Annotated in this window: 18 protein-coding genes; 6 read left to right on the top strand and 12 right to left on the bottom strand. The window is 65.4% G+C overall.

What is annotated here, in order from left to right:
- Window positions 1–501 precede the first annotated feature (501 nt).
- The 9 genes from A5622_RS24960 to A5622_RS24920 all read right to left on the bottom strand — a co-directional run bounded on the left by A5622_RS24960 (window position 502) and on the right by A5622_RS24920 (window position 7,877).
- A complete protein-coding gene (locus A5622_RS24960) occupies window positions 502–1,242 on the bottom strand; it encodes an SDR family oxidoreductase (protein WP_066881855.1) in 741 nt (246 codons plus the stop codon).
- A gap of 61 nt (window positions 1,243–1,303) precedes the next feature.
- On the bottom strand, window positions 1,304–1,666 hold the full coding sequence (locus tag A5622_RS24955; protein ID WP_232003038.1) for a nuclear transport factor 2 family protein: 363 nt from the start codon (window positions 1,664–1,666) through the stop codon (window positions 1,304–1,306).
- Window positions 1,667–1,704: 38 nt separating this feature from the next.
- Entirely contained in the window at window positions 1,705–2,253 is a 549-nt protein-coding gene (locus A5622_RS24950; RefSeq protein ID WP_231997766.1) for a MarR family winged helix-turn-helix transcriptional regulator, read from the bottom strand.
- Window positions 2,254–2,602: 349 nt separating this feature from the next.
- The gene (locus tag A5622_RS24945; protein ID WP_066881851.1) at window positions 2,603–2,833 is read right to left on the bottom strand and encodes a DUF6400 family protein; all 231 of its coding nucleotides are present in this window, start codon (window positions 2,831–2,833) and stop codon (window positions 2,603–2,605) included.
- Window positions 2,834–3,083: 250 nt separating this feature from the next.
- Window positions 3,084–3,911, bottom strand: a complete 828-nt coding sequence (locus A5622_RS24940; protein ID WP_066881849.1) for an acyl-CoA thioesterase II — start codon at window positions 3,909–3,911, stop codon at window positions 3,084–3,086.
- Window positions 3,912–3,936: 25 nt separating this feature from the next.
- Complete coding sequence (locus A5622_RS24935; RefSeq protein ID WP_066881847.1) at window positions 3,937–4,950, bottom strand: GTP-binding protein; 1,014 nt, start codon at window positions 4,948–4,950, stop codon at window positions 3,937–3,939.
- A 104-nt stretch (window positions 4,951–5,054) separates the two neighbouring features.
- Window positions 5,055–5,549, bottom strand: coding sequence for a methylated-DNA--[protein]-cysteine S-methyltransferase (locus A5622_RS24930; RefSeq protein ID WP_232003037.1), 495 nt, complete (start codon window positions 5,547–5,549; stop codon window positions 5,055–5,057).
- Window positions 5,550–5,596: 47 nt separating this feature from the next.
- Complete coding sequence (locus A5622_RS24925) at window positions 5,597–6,373, bottom strand: isocitrate lyase/phosphoenolpyruvate mutase family protein (protein ID WP_066881843.1); 777 nt, start codon at window positions 6,371–6,373, stop codon at window positions 5,597–5,599.
- Window positions 6,374–6,521: 148 nt separating this feature from the next.
- Entirely contained in the window at window positions 6,522–7,877 is a 1,356-nt protein-coding gene (locus A5622_RS24920; RefSeq protein WP_156753084.1) for an aldehyde dehydrogenase, read from the bottom strand.
- 133 nt (window positions 7,878–8,010) lie between these two features.
- On the opposite strand from A5622_RS24920, the gene A5622_RS24915 reads away from it, so the two are divergent.
- From A5622_RS24915 to A5622_RS24890, 6 genes are all read left to right on the top strand, one after another.
- Window positions 8,011–8,640, top strand: coding sequence for a TetR/AcrR family transcriptional regulator (locus tag A5622_RS24915; protein ID WP_066881841.1), 630 nt, complete (start codon window positions 8,011–8,013; stop codon window positions 8,638–8,640).
- Between the two features lie 40 nt (window positions 8,641–8,680).
- Window positions 8,681–9,352, top strand: coding sequence for an enoyl-CoA hydratase/isomerase family protein (locus tag A5622_RS24910; protein ID WP_066862936.1), 672 nt, complete (start codon window positions 8,681–8,683; stop codon window positions 9,350–9,352).
- Window positions 9,353–9,425: 73 nt separating this feature from the next.
- Window positions 9,426–10,352 carry an alpha/beta hydrolase gene (locus tag A5622_RS24905; protein ID WP_066881839.1) on the top strand — a complete coding sequence of 309 codons (927 nt, stop codon included), beginning with the start codon at window positions 9,426–9,428 and terminating at the stop codon, window positions 10,350–10,352.
- Between the two features lie 200 nt (window positions 10,353–10,552).
- Complete coding sequence (locus A5622_RS24900; RefSeq protein ID WP_066881838.1) at window positions 10,553–11,161, top strand: TetR family transcriptional regulator; 609 nt, start codon at window positions 10,553–10,555, stop codon at window positions 11,159–11,161.
- A 301-nt stretch (window positions 11,162–11,462) separates the two neighbouring features.
- Window positions 11,463–11,897 (top strand): MmpS family transport accessory protein, encoded by a 435-nt coding sequence (locus A5622_RS24895; RefSeq protein ID WP_276310495.1) that lies wholly within the window; start codon window positions 11,463–11,465, stop codon window positions 11,895–11,897.
- Window positions 11,894–14,794 (top strand): RND family transporter, encoded by a 2,901-nt coding sequence (locus A5622_RS24890; protein ID WP_066862920.1) that lies wholly within the window; start codon window positions 11,894–11,896, stop codon window positions 14,792–14,794. The genes A5622_RS24895 and A5622_RS24890 overlap by 4 nt, the downstream gene beginning before the upstream one ends.
- Here A5622_RS24890 and A5622_RS24885 read toward each other — a convergent pair.
- From A5622_RS24885 to A5622_RS24875, 3 genes are all read right to left on the bottom strand, one after another.
- Complete coding sequence (locus tag A5622_RS24885; protein ID WP_066881837.1) at window positions 14,787–15,569, bottom strand: SDR family oxidoreductase; 783 nt, start codon at window positions 15,567–15,569, stop codon at window positions 14,787–14,789. The two genes, A5622_RS24890 and A5622_RS24885, sit on opposite strands and share 8 nt — an antisense overlap.
- A 115-nt stretch (window positions 15,570–15,684) precedes the next feature.
- Complete coding sequence (locus tag A5622_RS24880; protein WP_066881835.1) at window positions 15,685–16,608, bottom strand: TIGR03564 family F420-dependent LLM class oxidoreductase; 924 nt, start codon at window positions 16,606–16,608, stop codon at window positions 15,685–15,687.
- Between the two features lie 92 nt (window positions 16,609–16,700).
- Window positions 16,701–17,567, bottom strand: coding sequence for a hypothetical protein (locus A5622_RS24875; protein ID WP_066862912.1), 867 nt, complete (start codon window positions 17,565–17,567; stop codon window positions 16,701–16,703).

Genomic DNA, 17,567 nt, shown 5'->3' with positions numbered 1-17,567 from the left:
CGATGACCACCCGTTTTGGGCCTTCGACCGCACCTCAGCGCAGCCTCGCCCGCCGCCGCGGCGATAAGCGTTATCGGCGGGCGCTGAGTCCGGGCGCCGCGAATCGATGGCGGACGGTCCATTCGAGCGACGACCGCCAAGTGGGCAGGTTGCGGCGCGCAATGGGTGTTCGCTCGCCCCTCCCGCCTTCCTGCCGCATACATCAATTCGTCACTGTGACGAATACTCATGTCCCGCAAGGCGCTTCGAAGGTGTCACGCGTTGGCCGGCGGCCCGGCGGCAACTCGGGGTGCCTTCCCGATCAATCACCAGTGGCGGACAAGCCAATACCGCACGGGTGGGCTACGAAGCGATAGACGCCCGCACCGAACCGCGGCTCTCCCCATCCCCTCCCCACTGCCTGCCGCGGCGAATACGTCACTGTGACGAATAGCGTTGGGGCGCAGGACTATTCGGCGATCCATCCGCATTGCAAGCCGGGACGTTCTCGCGGCGTCGAAGTCAGAGCTGGATCTGCCCACCGTCGACAGCCAGCTCCGCGCCGGTCATGAAGCTGCTCTGATCAGACGCCAGGAAAAGCACCGCGGCGGCAATCTCCTCCGGGCGTCCTAACCGCTTCATCGGCACCTGATCGGCCATGCCGTCGAGCAGATCCTGCTTCTGGTCCCCAGGTGCCAGCCCGGCGAGTCCGGGAGTTTCGATCGGGCCAGGAACGACGGTGTTCACCCGAATCTTGCGGTCGACGAGTTCCGCGGCCCAGGTGCGGCCAAGGGACCGGATGGCCGCCTTTGAAGCCGCGTAGAGGCCAAACGCCGGGACGCCTTCGGAGGCCGCGGTGGATCCGGCGAGGATGATCGACGCGCCTTCATTGAGCAGCGGCAGCGTCTTCTGGACGGTGAACACCGTGCCGGCGACGTTGCGGTCGAAGTTGTTCCGATAGTGTTCCGGTGTCACATCGGCGAGGGCCGCAAAGTCGCCACCGCCCGCGTTGGCGAAGACCACGTCGAGCCCTCTCCCATGCGCGGAGATTTCGGCGGCCAAGATATCCAGATCGCCCGGCTTGCTGATATCGCTCTGCACTCCATGGGCGCCGATCGAGGCGGCTGCTTCGTCGAGGCGGGCGCGGTCGCGACCGGTGATGAAGACGTATGCGCCTTCGTCGACGAACCGCTGCGCCGTAGCCAGGCCGATCCCCGAGGTTCCACCGGTGACCAGTGCCGTCTTGCCGTCGAGCTGTCCCATGATCGGACTCCGTTCTTTAGCGGGTGTGCGTCGCCGCAATACAACGTAGGTGATTTATCACCTATTCCGGCGTGTTCAACACCGTCCACAACCGAACGATCCGTTCATTGGATATCTCGGCCACATCGAAGCCCGATGCGACAGTGCTGTCGTCCGGGGTACGTACTTCCCACGCCAGAAACCCCAGTCCACGAGTCTGGCGGACCGGACCCGCCTTCACGAAATGGAGGCCGGGGAGTTTAACCTGCAGCGCAGCGGCTTTGGCGTTCAATTCGTCATGACCGGACGCGGTACCTTCGTCGTCGATCCACTGCACATCATCCGCATACGTCTTGGCGATCGCCTCGGCGCGGCGCTGCGGGTCACGTTCGTCGAATACGGCCAGCAGGTTGGTTTCCATCAGATGGCTGATGACATCGCTCACGTGGCGACCCTCTCAATTAGATGATGTTTCACCTAATTCTAGCTGAGCGCGGGCGGTAGCGAGCTGTTGTGATTGAGGTTGACATGAATATGCTCCAGGGCAGCGGTGAAGGGTGCGAGCAGGTTCTCCGGCAAGGGATCGAAGAACAGCCTGCGAACCAGGTCGACGTGACCGGGAGCGGCTTCATCGATGGCCTGCCGCCCACGCGGGGTGAGAGCGACATTGGTGGTCCGGCCATCACCAACGCTTGGCCGCCTTTCGGTCAGGCCGCGTTCCTCCATGCGCCGCAACTGATGTGACAGCCTGCTGCGCTCCCAGCCGATGTGCGCCGCCAGATCGCTGACACGCATGCCGTCGCCGCGGTGACCGCTGAGTGCGACCAGCACGTCGTAGTCGGCCAGCGACAATCCGGATTCGGCCTGCAACTGGCGGTTCATCTCGTAGTTCATTCGCAGCTGCACGCGCATGTAGGTGATCCAGGCGCGCTGCTGTTTCGGCGTTAGCCACACCTGCTTCGGTGATGTGTCCCGCGCTTTGCTTGTCGTCACGCTTGTCAGTATGACGGCCTTCGCGCCATTTGAAGCCAACCCCGGTGCTTTTGGTGCGGTCGAGCTTGTAGTGAGCCCGCTCCCCTCCCCACTGTCAATCCTGGCGAATACGTCACTGTGACGAATAATCCTGCATCAGCAGCGTCATTGGCCCTACGCATTCAGGGCCAGGGTCCGCTACCGCATGGGGCGCGTGCGGCGATGCGTGTCGGTCGACCAAAGGTGACCGCAATCCGAGCACTGCAAGTGCACCAGCGTGCCCCTGTTGCTCAGCAGATACTGCCAGTGCGTATCGCAGTTACGGCTGCTTCGGCAATCGCCACAAATCGCGCGGTGATCGCAGCGCGGGCAGGGCAACCATGCGCGGCGGGCACGGTCGGCGGTCGGATCAATCGGCAGCACGAGCGGCCGTCCGTTCGGGCAGTACGCCGGTGCGGACCAACTCGTCGTACACCCGTTGCTGCTCGTCGTCCAGATTCGAGTACAACATTTCGTAGGCCTCTTCTTCCTGGGCGAGCACGGCAATGGGGTCCCAGTCGTCAGTCATCGCCTCGACCACTGCGCTGCGTCGGCGCGCCTCGTCGAGGGTCAGATCATAGGCGAAGTTGAGGTCGGCCATAACGCTCCCAGCCGTTAGATTTGCGAACGAACGGCCAGGATGACCCGCTTGACGTCGGCAGGGCTATGACCCACGTCACTGTTACTGGTTGAGCTTCGTCACACTTCGCGTCGCGCACGACCATCGCACCGGGCGCCCCATCCGGCCCGCGGGCCCCGACCCCCCGTTCCCCGGCCTTTCACCAGCAATACATCACGGTGACGAATATACTTGCAGGACAGCAGTTTTGGCGACGCGCCGCTTGACGGCCTTAGGCGGTGTGCGGCGGGAAATACATCTCTTGCTTCACGGTGCATACCAATGCGCCGCTGCGGTTGAACATGGCCCCACTGGCCAACGCCAAGGAACCAGCGCTACTTGGTGAGGACCGGTCATAGAGCAGCCAATCCGACAACGCCGCCGGGCCGTGAAACCACACCGAATGGTCTCGTTGAGCGGACGCCCCGACACCACCGCGCGCCGCATATGCCGGCTCCGTCAACGTCACCGCCGACAGGTAAGCCACCAGGCTTGCGGTCAACACCGGATCGTCGGGAACGTGCCCGTCGGGGCGCCACCACATCAGCGCGCGTGCGGGCGGAGCGACCTCGGTGTCGATGATGCGCCGCTCGAACCAGCGCAGGCTCGCCCACCGCCCTCGGGCGCTCTCGTCGGACTCCGCCAGATGCGGCGCAACCCACGGCAGGGATTCTGGGGCAGCAGCCGCCGGCATGGGCGGTTGGTAGACGACCTGCGCGTTTGCGGAATCGGTGACCTTGAACGATGACATCGCTTCCATCAAAATCTTGCCGTCCTGGCGCGCCGTCACCCGGCGCGCCGAAAAGGTCCGGCCCTCTTGAAGATCGACAACCTCGAAGTCCACCGGCCGACGCGAATCGCCGGGCCGCAGGAAGTACGTGTGGACGCTGTGCGGCGCCCGGCCCGGCGCGGTGTGGCTTGCGGCCAACAAAGCCTGAGCGGAAATATGGCCACCCAGAATGTGGTTGGCGGGCGCGGGCAACTGCTGCCCGACGAAGAGCCACTGGTCGACCCTCTCGAGCTCCAAGGTGGCGAGCACGTCGCCCAGCGAAGATGACATCGACCCGTATCTTGCCGGACCTTTCTCAGACGCTGATTCGCCGGTACCGCTCCAACCGCCGCAAGGCTTGCGCCGGCGCCGGCCCCGGCGCGGGCTGCAGTGCGTTGTCGAGCCGGGCGCGGACGGCGGGAACGTCGAGATGCATCCCGATGGCCACCAGACAATTGGCCATGGCTCCCCGCGGCGCCTTCGCGATGTGGATTCCGCTCCCCACCAGATTGACGACATACTCCCGGACGGTGGTGCGGTGCCGCACCGCGACGACGCCTTTCAGCCTGAACACCTGCGGCGGCGGCTCTTCGAGAAGGTCGACCAGGGCATCGGGGTCCACGCAACCGGAGCTGCTGACCGTGACGGCATCGGCGTGGACGTGCACGTGCTCGTGCTCGTGATCGGCCGCCAGGTCCAGAAACGAGAGTTGCCCGACCTGACCGGACGTGGCCGAGGCGTCGAACAGCAGTGCCGGGTCTATCTGGCCACCCGTGGTGCCGACGACGGGTACGCGCGGATTGCGTTGTGCCGCCCGCTGTGTGACGCGGTGCAGCACCGTCGACCGCTCATTTTCCGGAACCTGGTCGAGCTTGTTCACCACGATGATCGACGCCGCGCCGTAGCGCACCGGCGGCAGGGCGCCGCGGTCGACGGTGTCGAAGTGATTCACGGCATCGACGACGTCGACAAGCCCACCCGGCCGGACCCCGCGTATCCCGCTGAAGCCGATGAGCCGCGCGATCGCCACCGGGTCGGCCACGCCGCTGGCTTCGATGACAATGGCATCGAGGCGCCGGGCGGGGTCGGCGAGCTTGATCAGTGCCTCATCGAGCCCGCCGCCGTCGGGTAAGCAGCAGATACAGCCTCCGGCGATCGAGGCCGGCTCGTCGACCTGACCGGCCACCAGACCGGCGTCGATGTTGATATCGCCGAAGTCGTTGACCACCACTCCGATTCGCGTGCCTCGGTGGCGCAGCAGGTGGTTGAGCAGCGTCGTCTTGCCCGCTCCGAGGTGACCAGTGAGCGCGATGACGGGTATCGCAGCCAAAGGTCTCACCCTCCACATCGAGTCCGGACAGTCGATGCTAACCGCCGCAACATTCACCGTCTGCGTCCGGTTGTGGTGTCGCGCAGCGCAATCTATCGATCGCGCTAGAAAAGCCTGCTGGCGACCACGGGTTCCGGCTCTTCGAGCTCCAGCAGGAACCGCTTGCGCTTCAGCCCGCCCGCATAGCCGGTGAGGGATCCGTCCTTCCCGACGATCCGATGGCACGGCACCACGATGCTGAGCGGGTTGCGCCCGACCACCTGGCCGACTTCGTACGCGGTGGTGCCATCACCTAGCTCCGCGGCCAGCTCACCGTAGGTTTTCGTCTGCCCGTAGGCGACGCCCGACAGCAGATCCCACACGCGTTGCCGCCGGACATCACCCACCACCGCCAGCGGAAGATCGAACTGCGTGCGCTCGCCAACCAGGTATTCGCCCAGCTGGTCGGCCGCGCTGGCTAGAAGTTCATCAGCCGCCGTCTCCACCCGTAGACCCAGTGTGTCGGCGGTGGGCGGATGCCAGTGATGCCGGAAATACACGCCCGCCAGAGCGTCGCCGCTGGCGACGAGTGTCAGCTCACCGAGCGCGCTGTCGATCACCGCGTGCCGTATCGGCATCCGCTCAACCTCCTCAGATTGCGAACCAATCACCTTGTCGCCGAACGCCGCTCGTAGTCGACCAGCCGTGACTGCAGCTCGGCGTAGGGCGTGGACGGCGGCAAGGCGCCTCCGTCACGGACGGCTCGGGCCGCCGTGGCGGCGGCAAACAGCGCCGCACTGTAGGGCATCGAACCGGTGGACACACGCGCCACCCCGAGCTCGCCGAGCTCGCCGAGCGTCATTGCGGGAACCGGCAGTGTGTTGATGGGACGCGGGATATTACGAACGATTTCGGCAAGCTCGGCGCGGTCGTTGGCCAGCGGGACGAAAATGCCGTCGGCGCCGGCCTCGACGTAGAGAAGCGCCCGCTCGATGGTGGTTGCCGTGTTGGCCTGTTGGCCTAGCCAGTACGTGTCGACGCGGGCATTGACGAACACCGCGGGGCTGCGGCGTTTGATGGCCGCCACTTTTGCGGCCGCGAGGGCGGGGTTGATCAGCCGTCCCTCGGTGCTGTCTTCGATGTTGAGTCCGTCGACCGGCAGTCGGGCGACGTAGTCGGCAACGGCATCCGGGTCATCGCTGTAGCCGTCTTCGATGTCGACGCTGACGTAACAGCCCAGCGACGCCAGCTCGGCGGCCAGAGCGACGTTGGCCTCGCGGGTGGCGCGCCCCCCGTCGGCGTGACCGCGAGTGGAAGACAACCCAAAACTGGTGGTTCCGATAGCAGTGAAGCCGTCCGCCAGGTAGGCCAATGCCGACGGAACGTCCCAGGCGTTCGGCAGCACAAAAGGTGTGCCGTGGCGATGAAGATCGTGAAAACTCATGGCTTGCCTCCGGATGCTGTCCTCACTTCGGCCAAGTATCGACTCACCGGTCACTGAGTAGACGTTGCACAGCCGACGGATGTGAGGTCCGAATGAATTATTTCGGGAGCCGCTAATCGGCGCGATCGTCTTTCGCGTACGAGCCGGGTCAGCTGCCCGGCGCCGACCAATGCACCACCTTCACGGCGGTCATCTCGTCGAGAAGTTCAGGCCCGGAACCGAATCCGGTTCCGCTGGCGCGCCGCGGTTCCGAGGCCCCGCCCGGGGCACCGCCGAACACGGCGTTGATCTTGACGGTGCCCACCGGAAGGGCGCGCCACGCCTCCTGCGCATGGGCCATGTCGGCGGTCAGCACGGTGGCGGCCAGTCCGTACCGATCATCGGCCGCTTCAGCCAACGCGGCACCGAAATCGGTCACGACGCGCACCGGCGCAATCGGACCAAACGTCTCCTCGCGCATGACCGCCATGTCGGATGTGCAGCCGGTCAGCACGGTCGGCGGATAGAACGAGCCCGGCTCGAGATCCGGTTCACCGCCGACCACCACATGTGCGCCGCGTTGCCTAGCGTCTTCGACGTGGGCATGGACGTGGTCGCGGTGACGTTCGTCGACCAAGGGCCCGATCCGCTCGGCCCAGGAGGTGGCCTCGTCGATCAACGCGTTGACGAACGCGTCGGCGATGGGTTGCACGACGTAAATCCGCTCGACGGACACGCAGATCTGTCCCGCGTTGGCGAAGGCGCCAAGTGCGGCCTGGCTGGCCGCCCACACCGGATCCACGTCCGCGTCGACGATCAACGCATCGTTGCCGCCGTTCTCCAGCAGCGCCTTGGCGCCGCGTTGCGCACATGCCCGTGCAATCTCTCGCCCAGTCACACTGCCGCCGACGTGCGCGACCACGTCGACCAGCTCGGCGGCGGCCAGGTGGGCGCCGACCGTGCCGTCGCCATTGACTATCTGCAAGACGACTTCGGGTAGCCGCGCGGCCAGAAGCTCGGCGAAGCGCCTACCTGTCTGGGGGCAACGCTCACTTGGCTTGTGCACCACCGTGTTTCCCGTGACCAGGGCCGCGCCGAGAAGGCCGGCGGCCACTGCGATCGGATCGTTCCATGGGGTCAACACGGCCACCACTCCGCGAGGCTGCGGAACCATGAGATCAGTGGCCGTCCATCCACCCTGCAGACTGCGCCCGCGGTGCAACGGCCCGAGCTGCGCGTATTGCAACAGGGTGTCGACTCCGGCGTCTACGCCCCCACGCGCGTCGGCGCGCGACTTTCCCGTCTCCCGCTCGGTGAGTTCGGCCAGCTCATCAGCGGCGTCGCGAACATCGGCCGCCGCCGCCGCGATCGCCCGCGCCCGTTCGGCGGGCGAAGTGCGGGCCCAGGAGTCGGCGGCGTCGGCGGCGCGCCGAATTGCCTCATCGCACTCGGCCGGCCCGGTGACGGGGACCTGCGTGGCGGTGTCGCCGGTCCGGGGGTCCAGAACGCTGATGATCTTCGTCATGGTTGAGGCCACGCCAGTGGATACCCGATCCGCGCCCGACAAACCGGCCCGGCCCGATACGTAGCCTGCACCCGGGGGCCGGGAGCGCCCCGTCGCGCGAGTAACAGAGCACTCGCTCTGTTATTGTGGGTGAATGCCACGCCCGCGCATGCATGACCCCGACGGGGTGCTCGACGCCGTCGAAGAGCTGGTGGCGCGGTCAGGCCCGACCGCGGTGACCATCCGAGCCATCAGTGACGCGGTGGGTGTGTCCAATGGCGCTGTGTACCATACGTTTACGTCGCGGGGCGGATTGATGGGCCACGCTTGGCTGCGGGCGGGTCGGCGCTTCTTGGCGGTGCAGACGTCGCTCGTCGACCAAGCGATGGCCGGTGACGGCCCCGGTGGCCCCATCGATGCCGTGGTGGCCGCCGCCGAAGCGGCGGTGGTGTTCGCCGAGCAGTACCCCGGCTCGTCGACGCTCGTGTTGCGGGTGCGCCGCGAGGATGTGCTCGCCGACGATGTTCCCGACGATGTTGCCGGTGAGCTGCGGCAGCTCGACAAGCTGCTCGTGGCGTTGCTGGTGCGCCTTGCCGTCGCGGTGTGGGACCGCAAGGACGCGGCGGCGGTGGACACGATAACCAGTTGCGTCGTCGATCTGCCCACCGCGCTGCTGTTGCGCCGCGACCGGCTTGGGAGCACCACGACCCGCGCGCAGCTACACGCAGCCGTGCGCGCGGTGCTCGCGGTGGGGCCTTCTCCGCCGCGACACCGGCGCGCATGACCGAACTTCCGAGATATCAACGCAACTCAAGGAGACACACATGCCAGTGACATTGGACTACGCCGACAAAATCGCCATCGTTCGCCTCGGCGAGGACGAAAACCGTTTCTCGCCAACATTTCTGGACGAGATCGATCAAGCGCTCGACCAGGCCGTCGCAGACGGCGCCCAGGCACTGGTCACCACGGCCGGTGCAAAGTTCTACTCCAACGGCCTGGACCTGGACTGGCTGAGCGCCCACGCCGACCAGGGACAGTGGTACATCGGCCGGGTGCACCGGCTGCTGGCACGCATGCTCACCCTGCCCCTGCCGACCGCGGCCGCCGTGGTGGGTCACGCGTTCGGCGCCGGCGCAATGCTGGCCATCGCGCATGACTTTCGCGTGATGCGCGCCGACCGCGGATACTTCTGTTTTCCCGAGGTCGACATCCGCATCCCGTTCAACCCCGGCATGGCCGCGCTCATCCAGGCCAAACTCACTCCTCGCGCCGCGGTCGCATCGATGACCACCGGCCGACGCTTCAGTGGCCCCGATGCGGAGGAATTCGGCATCGTCGACGCCAGCTGCGCCGACGGCGCGGTCACCGACGCGGCCCTCGACGTGCTGCGACCGCTGCAGGGCAAGGACCCCGGCACGCTGGGGGCGATAAAGCAGACCATGTTCGACCGCGCGGTGCGCGCGCTCACCGATGACCAAGACGGTTCGCATTAACGGCTGCTGGACACCGCACGCGTTCCTGTATGGTCAGCGATGTCTGCCGGCGCAAGGGAACAGAGGGCTTTGGATGGCAAACAGGCTCCCGGACAACGACTTCACCTCCCCTCACGTCCTGGACCCCGGCCTTCGCAAGGTGGCGCGGTTCGTGCCCCGCGGCTACGCCCTGCACCGCGGCCTGAAGGTTCAGCGCGCCGTCATGAACCTGATGGGCAACGCGGGACGCCTGCGCGCCGTGCCCGTCGCCGCGGTCAACCAGCACGTGAGCGTTCGTCTGCATCGTCCGGCCGGCCTTCCCGACCGTGCGCCCGCGCTGCTGTGGATCCACGGCGGCGGCACCATCATGGGTCACGCGGCCCAGGACGATAAGTACCTGCGTAAGCTCTCGCAGCGCACCGGATTCGCGATCGCGGCGGTGGAGCACCGGCTGGCCCCGGAACATCCCTACCCGATCCCGGTCGAAGATTGCTATGCGGCGCTGCTGTGGCTGGCCCGTCAGCCATGGGTGGACGCGGATCACGTCGCCATCGGAGGGGCCAGCGCCGGTGGGCATTTTGCGGCCGCGGTGGCTCAGCGGGCGCACGACCGCAATGATGTCCAAGTCGCCTTCCAGATGCTGGTCTATCCGATGCTCGACGATCGCACCGGCGCCAAGCGCGACGGCGCCCGGCGCATCATGTGGACGGGATCCGACAATCAACTGGCCTGGAAGTGGTACCTCAACGGGGCCGACCCCGAAGAGGCCGCACCGGCTCGTCGCAAGGATCTGTCCGGGCTGCCGCCCGCCTGGATCGGTGTGGGCACGCTGGACCTCTTCTATCAGGAAAGCCTGGAATACGCGCGGCGCCTGCGCGAGGCGGGAGTGCGGGTGCAGGAGGAGATCGTTCCGGGCGCGTTTCATGCGTTCGATCAACTCGCCGAGAAGGCACCCATCTCGACGAGGTTCTTCGACAGTCAATGCGATTATTTGCGGGGCGCGCTCACGCCGAGCGGATGAGCGCCATCGCTTGGCGCATCGTCCGCAACACCTCATCGAATCATGTTGCAGGTCAGGGTTTTACCTGCCGGGTGACGTCTCGGCCCGGGCCGCAGGGTTGATAAGTCGACCTTTGCTGCGGGCACCCAAGCACCGGTCCACCCGCCCCCGACGTGACACCTTTTGACTGCAAAGTGTGCACAAGGTGCAACTATATGAGTATGGCCAATCCCGTAGGGCTGCGAGAGCGCCGTCGTCGCCAGACGAGCGCCGACATCCGCGACGCCGCGGTGCGCCTCACGTTGGAACGCGGGTTCGACAAGGTCACCGTCGACGAGATCTGCGCCGAAGCCGGAATCGCCACCCGCACCTTTTTCAACTACTTCCCCAACAAAGAATCCGCCCTCGCCTATGGCCCCTCGGACATACCGCCGGAGTTGGTGGCAGATTTCGTCGCCGCCGGCCCCGCCCCCTACTCGGTCGTGCTGGCGGAGCTGATCACCTTGGCCGCCCACCACCTGCGCGACGTGCCCCCGCGGCGCGAGCACGCGGCCCACATGCTCGAACTCGCCAAGACCTCCCCCGCCGTGCTGGCGGCGTTCCTCGCCGACCTGGAGCGTTTTCAAAACCAGTTGACCGACATCATCGTGCGTCGCCAGGCGATGCGACCCGACGACGAGATGGCTGCGCTGATTTCGGCGCTGGCGCTGACCGCGGTACGGTCCGGTATCGAAAAGTGGGCCAGCGGCGAGGCAAATGAAACCGCCGACACGCCGATGCCCTATGTTGAGCGGGCCGCCGCGCTGGTGAACAGCATCTTCACGGAGTGATTTGAAACACCAGTAGCAAATGTTGCATGCACTGCAAGATATGCACATCATGTACTATGCGCTGGTGGCGGTACGCGGGGAGGCTTCAGCAACAAGGCGAGCCGGGTATCGACGCCGGGGACGTCAACCGGTGTGGGTGGGCAGCATTCACCGCGTTTGACGCTCCAGCGCGCGCGAACCGTAGCAATCGACGTAATTCGTTGCTGAGCAATGCGACTTGTGGGCACTCACCTGCCCACGACCTCCGGTCGCGCAAACGCTGATCCACGTCACCACCGCGTGCCGGGGAAGGGTCACCTAGGTGCAGATATCGAGACTTGTGCGCAACGCCTGGTTGCCGCTATTGATCGTGGCGGTCGTGCTGGTCGGCGGGTTTGCCGTCGTTCGGGTCAAGTCGTTCTTCGGCGCGCACGACACGGGCATCATGACCAGCCCGCGACTCGATGACTCGAAGCCGTTCAAACCCAAGGTGGTCAAGTACGAGGTATTCGGCTCGGCCAGCCAGGCCAACGTGAACTACTTGGACCTGTCCGCCGACCCCAGGCGCGTCGACGGCGCGCCGCTGCCATGGACGCTGGTCTTGAGCACCACCGCGCCCTCGGTCTTTCCGAACCTGTCAGCGCAAAGCGACGGCAACTCCCTCGGTTGCCGCATCACCATCGATGACGAAGTCAAGGACGAGAACCTTACCCACGGCGTGCACGCCCTGACCTTTTGCATGGTGAAATCCGCATGAGCACAACGCTAAACGACGCCCGTACCGACACCATTCCCGTCGTCGACGAACCCGTGCGAGACAAGATCCCCCGGCTCATCCGGACGCTCGCCGTGCCGATCATCTTGGGCTGGATCGCGATCATCGCGGTGCTCAACGTCTCCGTCCCCCAGCTGGAGGAGGTCGGCAAGATGCGCTCGGTGTCGATGGCCCCCGACGACGCGCAGTCGGTGGTCGCGACCAAGCGCATGGGCGCGGTGTTCAACGAGTACAAGTCAAACAGCTCGGTCATGATCGTCCTCGAGGGCCAGAATCCCTTGGGGGCGGATGCGCACGCCTACTACGACTTGATCGTCAAGAAGCTCGACGCCGACACGAAACACGTTGAACACGTCCAGGATATGTGGAGCGATCCACTGACCGGAGCGGGCGCGCAGAGCAACGACGGCAAGGCCGCCTACGTCCAGGTCTACCTCGCCGGTAACCAAGGCGAGGCCTTGGCCAACGAGTCGGTGGAATCCGTCCAAAACATCGTCAAGAGCGTGCCCCCACCCAAAGGGGTGAAGGCCTACGTGACGGGACCCGCAGCACTGTCAGCGGACCAGCACGAGGCCGGCGACCGCAGCATGCAGCTGATCACGGCCGCCACGTTCACCGTGATCATCGGCATGTTGCTGTTGGTCTATCGATCGGTCGTCACCGTTTTGCTCACGCTGGTGATGGTGGTGCTCGAGCTGTCGGCCGCGCGGGGAATGGTCGCGTTCCTGGGCCATTTCAAGCTCATCGGGCTCTCCACGTTCGCCACGAACTTGTTGGTCACCTTGGGGATCGCGGCCGCCACCGACTACGCGATCTTCTTGATAGGCCGCTATCAGGAAGCCCGCGCCATCGGCGAGACCCGCGAAGAGGCGTATTACACCATGTATAAGGGCACCGCCCACGTGGTGCTCGGGTCTGGCTTGACCATCGCCGGCGCTACATTCTGCCTGCACTTCACCAACCTGCCGTATTTCCAGACGCTGGGCATTCCGCTAGCCATCGGCATGGTGGTCGTGGTCGCAGCGGCCCTGACGCTCGGTGCGGCCGTCATCGCGGTGGCCACGCGTTTCGGCAAGACCCTCGAACCCAAACGCACGCAACGGATTCGCGGATGGCGCAAGATCGGCGCGCTGGTCGTCCGCTGGCCCGGTCCGATCCTGGTGCTGACGATCGGGGTCGCGCTGGTGGGCTTGCTGACCCTGCCGGGCTACCGCACCAACTACAACGACCGCAAATACTTACCGACGGACCTGCCAGCCAACGAGGGCTATGCGGCCGCGGACCGGCACTTCTCGCAGGCGCGGATGAATCCCGAGGTGCTGATGATCGAAAGTGACCACGACCTGCGCAACTCGGCGGATTTCCTGGTGATCGACAAGATCGCCAAGACCATCTTCCGGGTCCCGGGGATCGGGCGCGTGCAGGCGATCACCCGTCCGCAGGGCACGCCGATCGAGCACACATCGATTCCTTTCCAGATCAGCATGCAGGGCGTCAGCCAGCAGATGAACCAGAAGTATCAAGAAGATCAGATGGCCGACATGCTGCACCAGGCCGACATGATGCAGACGACCATCGACAGCATGGAGAAGATGTCGAGCATCACCGCGCAGATGGCCAACGACATGCATGTGATGGTGAAAAAGATGCATGACATGACCATCGACATCAATGAATTGCGCGACCACATGGCCGATTTCGAGGACTTCTTCCGCCCGATCCGCAGCTACCTCTACTGGGAAAAGCACTGCTATGACATCCCCGTCTGCTGGTCGCTTCGCTCGGTCTTCGACGGCCTGGACGGCATCGACACGATGACCGACGACATCCAGAGCCTGCTGCCGATCATGGATCATCTCGACACCCTGATGCCTCAGATGGTGGCGCTGATGCCTTCCATGCTCGAGAACATGAGGGCGATGAAAACGACGATGCTGACCATGTATTCGACCCAGAAGGGGCTACAGGACCAGCAGAAAGAGGCGCAGAAGAACTCCAGTGCCATGGGCAAGGCGTTCGACGCCTCGAAGAACGACGACTCGTTCTACCTGCCCCCGGAGACCTTCAATAACAAAGAGTTCAAGAAGGGCATGAAGAACTTCATCTCCCCCGACGGGCACGCCGTGCGGTTCATCATCAGCCATGACGGCGATCCGATGTCGCCGGAAGGCATTTCGCACATCGGGGCGATCAAGAAGGCAGCCTACGAAGCACTGAAGGGCACTCCGCTGGAGGGCTCCAAGATCTACCTCGCGGGCACCGCGTCGATCTATAAGGATCTCAGCGACGGCAACACCTACGACCTGTTGATCGCCGGGATCGCTTCGCTGTGCCTGATCTTCATCATCATGTTGCTCATCACACGGGGGGTGGTGGCGTCGGCGGTCATCGTGGGAACCGTTTTGCTCTCGCTCGGCGCGTCCTTCGGGCTTTCAGTGCTCATCTGGCAGCACCTCGTCGGCATCGAGCTGCACTGGATGGTGCTGGCGATGTCGGTAATCATCCTGCTGGCCGTGGGCGCCGACTACAACCTGCTGCTGGTGGCGAGGTTCAAGGAAGAGATTCACGCCGGCCTGAACACCGGCATCATCCGGTCGATGGGCGGCACCGGTTCGGTGGTGACGTCGGCGGGGCTGGTGTTCGCCTTCACGATGATGACCATGGCGGTCAGCGAGCTGACGGTCATCGGCCAGGTCGGCACCACGATCGGACTGGGTCTGCTCTTCGACACCTTGATCGTGCGGTCGTTGATGACACCGTCCATCGCCGCGCTGCTGGGCAAGTGGTTCTGGTGGCCGCAACGGGTGCGCCAGCGCCCGGTTCCATCGCCCTGGCCCAAGCCGGCCAAGGACGCCGAATTGGTTACCGCCGCTAGGTGACCCAATCCGGCTGAGCGTCGGTCTCGACGTTGGAGAAGTCCTTGTGGCCCAGGCCGGCGGTGGTCCCGCCGTCCACGACGAACTCCGAGCCCGTGGAGTAGCTGGACTCGTCGCTGGCCAAATAGACAACGAGGTTCGAGACCTCGACGGGCTGGGCCGCCCGGCCCAGCGCGGTCTGGAAGATGTCGTCGGGAACCCAATCGGTCATCGGGGTCTTGATGAGTCCGGGGTGGATTGAGTTGACCCGGATTCCGCTCGGACCCAACTCGAGTGCCGCCGACTTGGTCAAGCCCCGCACGGCGAATTTGGTTGCGGTGTAACCGTGGCAGGCGATGGTGCCGGCCATGCCTTCGATCGAGGAGATGTTGATGATCGATCCGCGGCCCGCTTCCTTCATGGGTTTCACGACGGCGCGGATGCCGAGGAACACGCCCGTCAGATTGATGTCGAGGATCCGCTGCCACTCCGAGAGCGCGTAATCCTCCAGGGTGCCGATGTTGATGATGCCGGCGTTGTTGACCAGCACATCGAGGCGGCCGAACTCGTTCAGCGCGGTGGCCACCGCCGCATCCCAATCCTCGGGCTTGGTCACATCGAGGTGCAGGTAGCGGGCGGAGTCACCGACCTCGGACGCGACCGCCTTGCCCTCGTCGTCGAGGATGTCCCCGAAGACGACCTTGGCTCCCTCGGCGACCAGCGACCGCACGTGCGATGCGCCCATCCCCCGGGCCCCGCCGCTGATCAGGGCGACCTTTCCCGCCAACCGTTCTGCCACTGCGTTTCTCCTCCTCGTGTGGGTTCGCCTAAGCACCATACGTACCGGAGGCTATGTATGGCCATAGCCAAAACGGCGCGGACACACCACAACTAGGCCGGATGAGCCCGTCGGGTCAGGAGTCGTACCCCCGCAGCAGCGCCCGCGTGCGTGCCCGGCCCTCCGGCGACGGATCGAATGCCGCGGCGACGTACTCGTCGACACCCGCGGCACGCAGTTCGTCGAGCCGGCCGCGGACCGTATCCTCGTCGCCGATGATGGCGGCATCCTCCGGCCCCGCGTAGCCCTCGCGGTCGAGCATCGCGCGGTAGGACGGCAGCTGGCCGTAGATGGCGAACTGTTCGGCCGCCTGCTTGCGGGCGGCGTCGACATCGTCGGTGACGCTGACGGGTAGCGACGCCGCGACCCGCGCCTCCCCCTCGCGCCCCCCATCCGCGGCCGCCTGCCGCAGCGTCGGGCCGACATGCTCGGCCAACGTCCTGGGCCCCGTCATCCAGGTGCAGGTGCCCGCCGTGCGCCGCCCGGCGATCTTGAGCAGCTGCGGGCCCAGCGCCGCGATGTACACGTCGGGCCGGGGTGCGCCCGAGATCATCAGCGCGCCGCGGGTGGTCACCGTTTCTCCGGCCGCGGCGGCGGGTTCACCGGCCAGCAGGGGCAACAGGCCGTCGAGGTATTCGTTCAGCCTGCGCACCGGCTTGTCCCACGGGATGCCCCACATCCCCTCGGTGACCGCCTGATGGGTCATGCCGAGCCCGAGCGTGAACCGGCCACCCGAGGCCAAGCTCAGCGTGAGGGCGCGCTGCGCCATGAGCATCGGATGCAGATTCTGAATCGGCACCACACCGCTGGCCACCTCGATCGTGTCGACCTCGTGCAACGCGATAGCCACGACGGTGAGAAGGTCTGGCTCATAAGGCAATTGGCTCATCCACACGCGTTTGAAGCCCTCGTCGCGCAGCATCGCGAAGTTCGCGATCGTCGCGTCGATCGGCGATTGGTCGCCCGATCCGCTCAGTTGGCCGAACATAGAAACCTGCATGATCAACACGCTCCTTCGCGTCTCCGGGAAGGTTATCGCCATCCGCCCGGGCGTTCGCAACCAGCTCTGGGGCCAGGGGCGCCGAACCCGGCTCAGCCGACGATGTCGAAAACCGCCGCGGCGGAGGTGACCGCCTTGTCGGCGTTGCCCTCATCGTGCAGCAGCATGCGCACGCCGACGCGTCCGGATCCACCGGGGTGTGCCGTGCCCTCGACCCGGAAGGGCCCCACCTTGCCGCGGGACATGAACATCACGTGCCAGCTGACCACCTGCAGCTTTGTCGTTCCCGCCACCTCCGCGGCGAGGTCGATCGCCGCGGTCTCGAGAACGACGTGCTGGGGCCCGATGTGCAGCGCGGCGTCCGGCGACGCGAGTTCGGTACTGAGCTCGGGCAGTATCCAGTGGCCGTCTTGGCGCCGGCTGGCGCCGAAGGCCTGCCACAGCGGCGGTAGATCGGGTGAGTCCTCGACCACCAGCTCGGTGCCCGAAACATCCATCCGGTCCAGGCCTTCCGGCGGGATGCCGATGATCGCTCCCTGCCCCTCGTTGAAGGCGATGACCCGGCTGGGGTTGTCGGCGTCGACGATCGTGCAGCGGCCGTAACCCATGGTGCGGCCCTGGTGCACGATGCCCGAGCCGACGATCTCGATCCTGGTGACGTCGTATCCGGGGTCGACGATCTGTACCGACGCAATCACCGGATTGGGAACCGCGACCATGTCGGTCTGGCAGCCCTCCGGGGAGGATATGGCCAACGGCGCCACCATGATTCCGCCGGCGTCGTTGCGCATGTCGCGGCGAATGGCGACGGTGTCATCGGTCTCGCCCAAATTCATCGCCGAGTGTTTGCGACCGATGTAGCGGTAGCTCAGCAGGCCCGTCCAACGCCGGTACAGTTCCTCGCGGTAGGCGTCGGAATCACCCATCAACTCCCGGATGTCACGAAGTTGGCCGCTCAA

Origin of the sequence: Mycobacterium sp. 1245801.1 (assembly GCF_001673055.1) — a bacterium.
GTDB classification, from domain to species: domain Bacteria; phylum Actinomycetota; class Actinomycetes; order Mycobacteriales; family Mycobacteriaceae; genus Mycobacterium; species Mycobacterium europaeum_A.
This window is presented reverse-complemented; position numbering and strand designations above follow the sequence as displayed.

Excerpts from the sequence above, each read along its gene's own strand:
- A5622_RS24880 (WP_066881835.1), bottom strand. The coding sequence starts at position 16,608 with ATGCAGGTTTCTATGTTCGGCCAACTGAGCGGATCGGGCGACCAATCG.
- A5622_RS24890 (WP_066862920.1), top strand. The coding sequence starts at position 11,894 with ATGAGCACAACGCTAAACGACGCCCGTACCGACACCATTCCCGTCGTC.
- A5622_RS24905 (WP_066881839.1), top strand. The coding sequence starts at position 9,426 with ATGGCAAACAGGCTCCCGGACAACGACTTCACCTCCCCTCACGTCCTG.
- A5622_RS24945 (WP_066881851.1), bottom strand. The coding sequence starts at position 2,833 with ATGGCCGACCTCAACTTCGCCTATGATCTGACCCTCGACGAGGCGCGC.
- A5622_RS24900 (WP_066881838.1), top strand. The coding sequence starts at position 10,553 with ATGGCCAATCCCGTAGGGCTGCGAGAGCGCCGTCGTCGCCAGACGAGC.
- A5622_RS24940 (WP_066881849.1), bottom strand. The coding sequence starts at position 3,911 with ATGTCATCTTCGCTGGGCGACGTGCTCGCCACCTTGGAGCTCGAGAGG.
- A5622_RS24915 (WP_066881841.1), top strand. The coding sequence starts at position 8,011 with ATGCCACGCCCGCGCATGCATGACCCCGACGGGGTGCTCGACGCCGTC.
- A5622_RS24910 (WP_066862936.1), top strand. The coding sequence starts at position 8,681 with ATGCCAGTGACATTGGACTACGCCGACAAAATCGCCATCGTTCGCCTC.
- A5622_RS24960 (WP_066881855.1), bottom strand. The coding sequence starts at position 1,242 with ATGGGACAGCTCGACGGCAAGACGGCACTGGTCACCGGTGGAACCTCG.
- A5622_RS24925 (WP_066881843.1), bottom strand. The coding sequence starts at position 6,373 with ATGAGTTTTCACGATCTTCATCGCCACGGCACACCTTTTGTGCTGCCG.
- A5622_RS24920 (WP_156753084.1), bottom strand. The coding sequence starts at position 7,877 with ATGACGAAGATCATCAGCGTTCTGGACCCCCGGACCGGCGACACCGCC.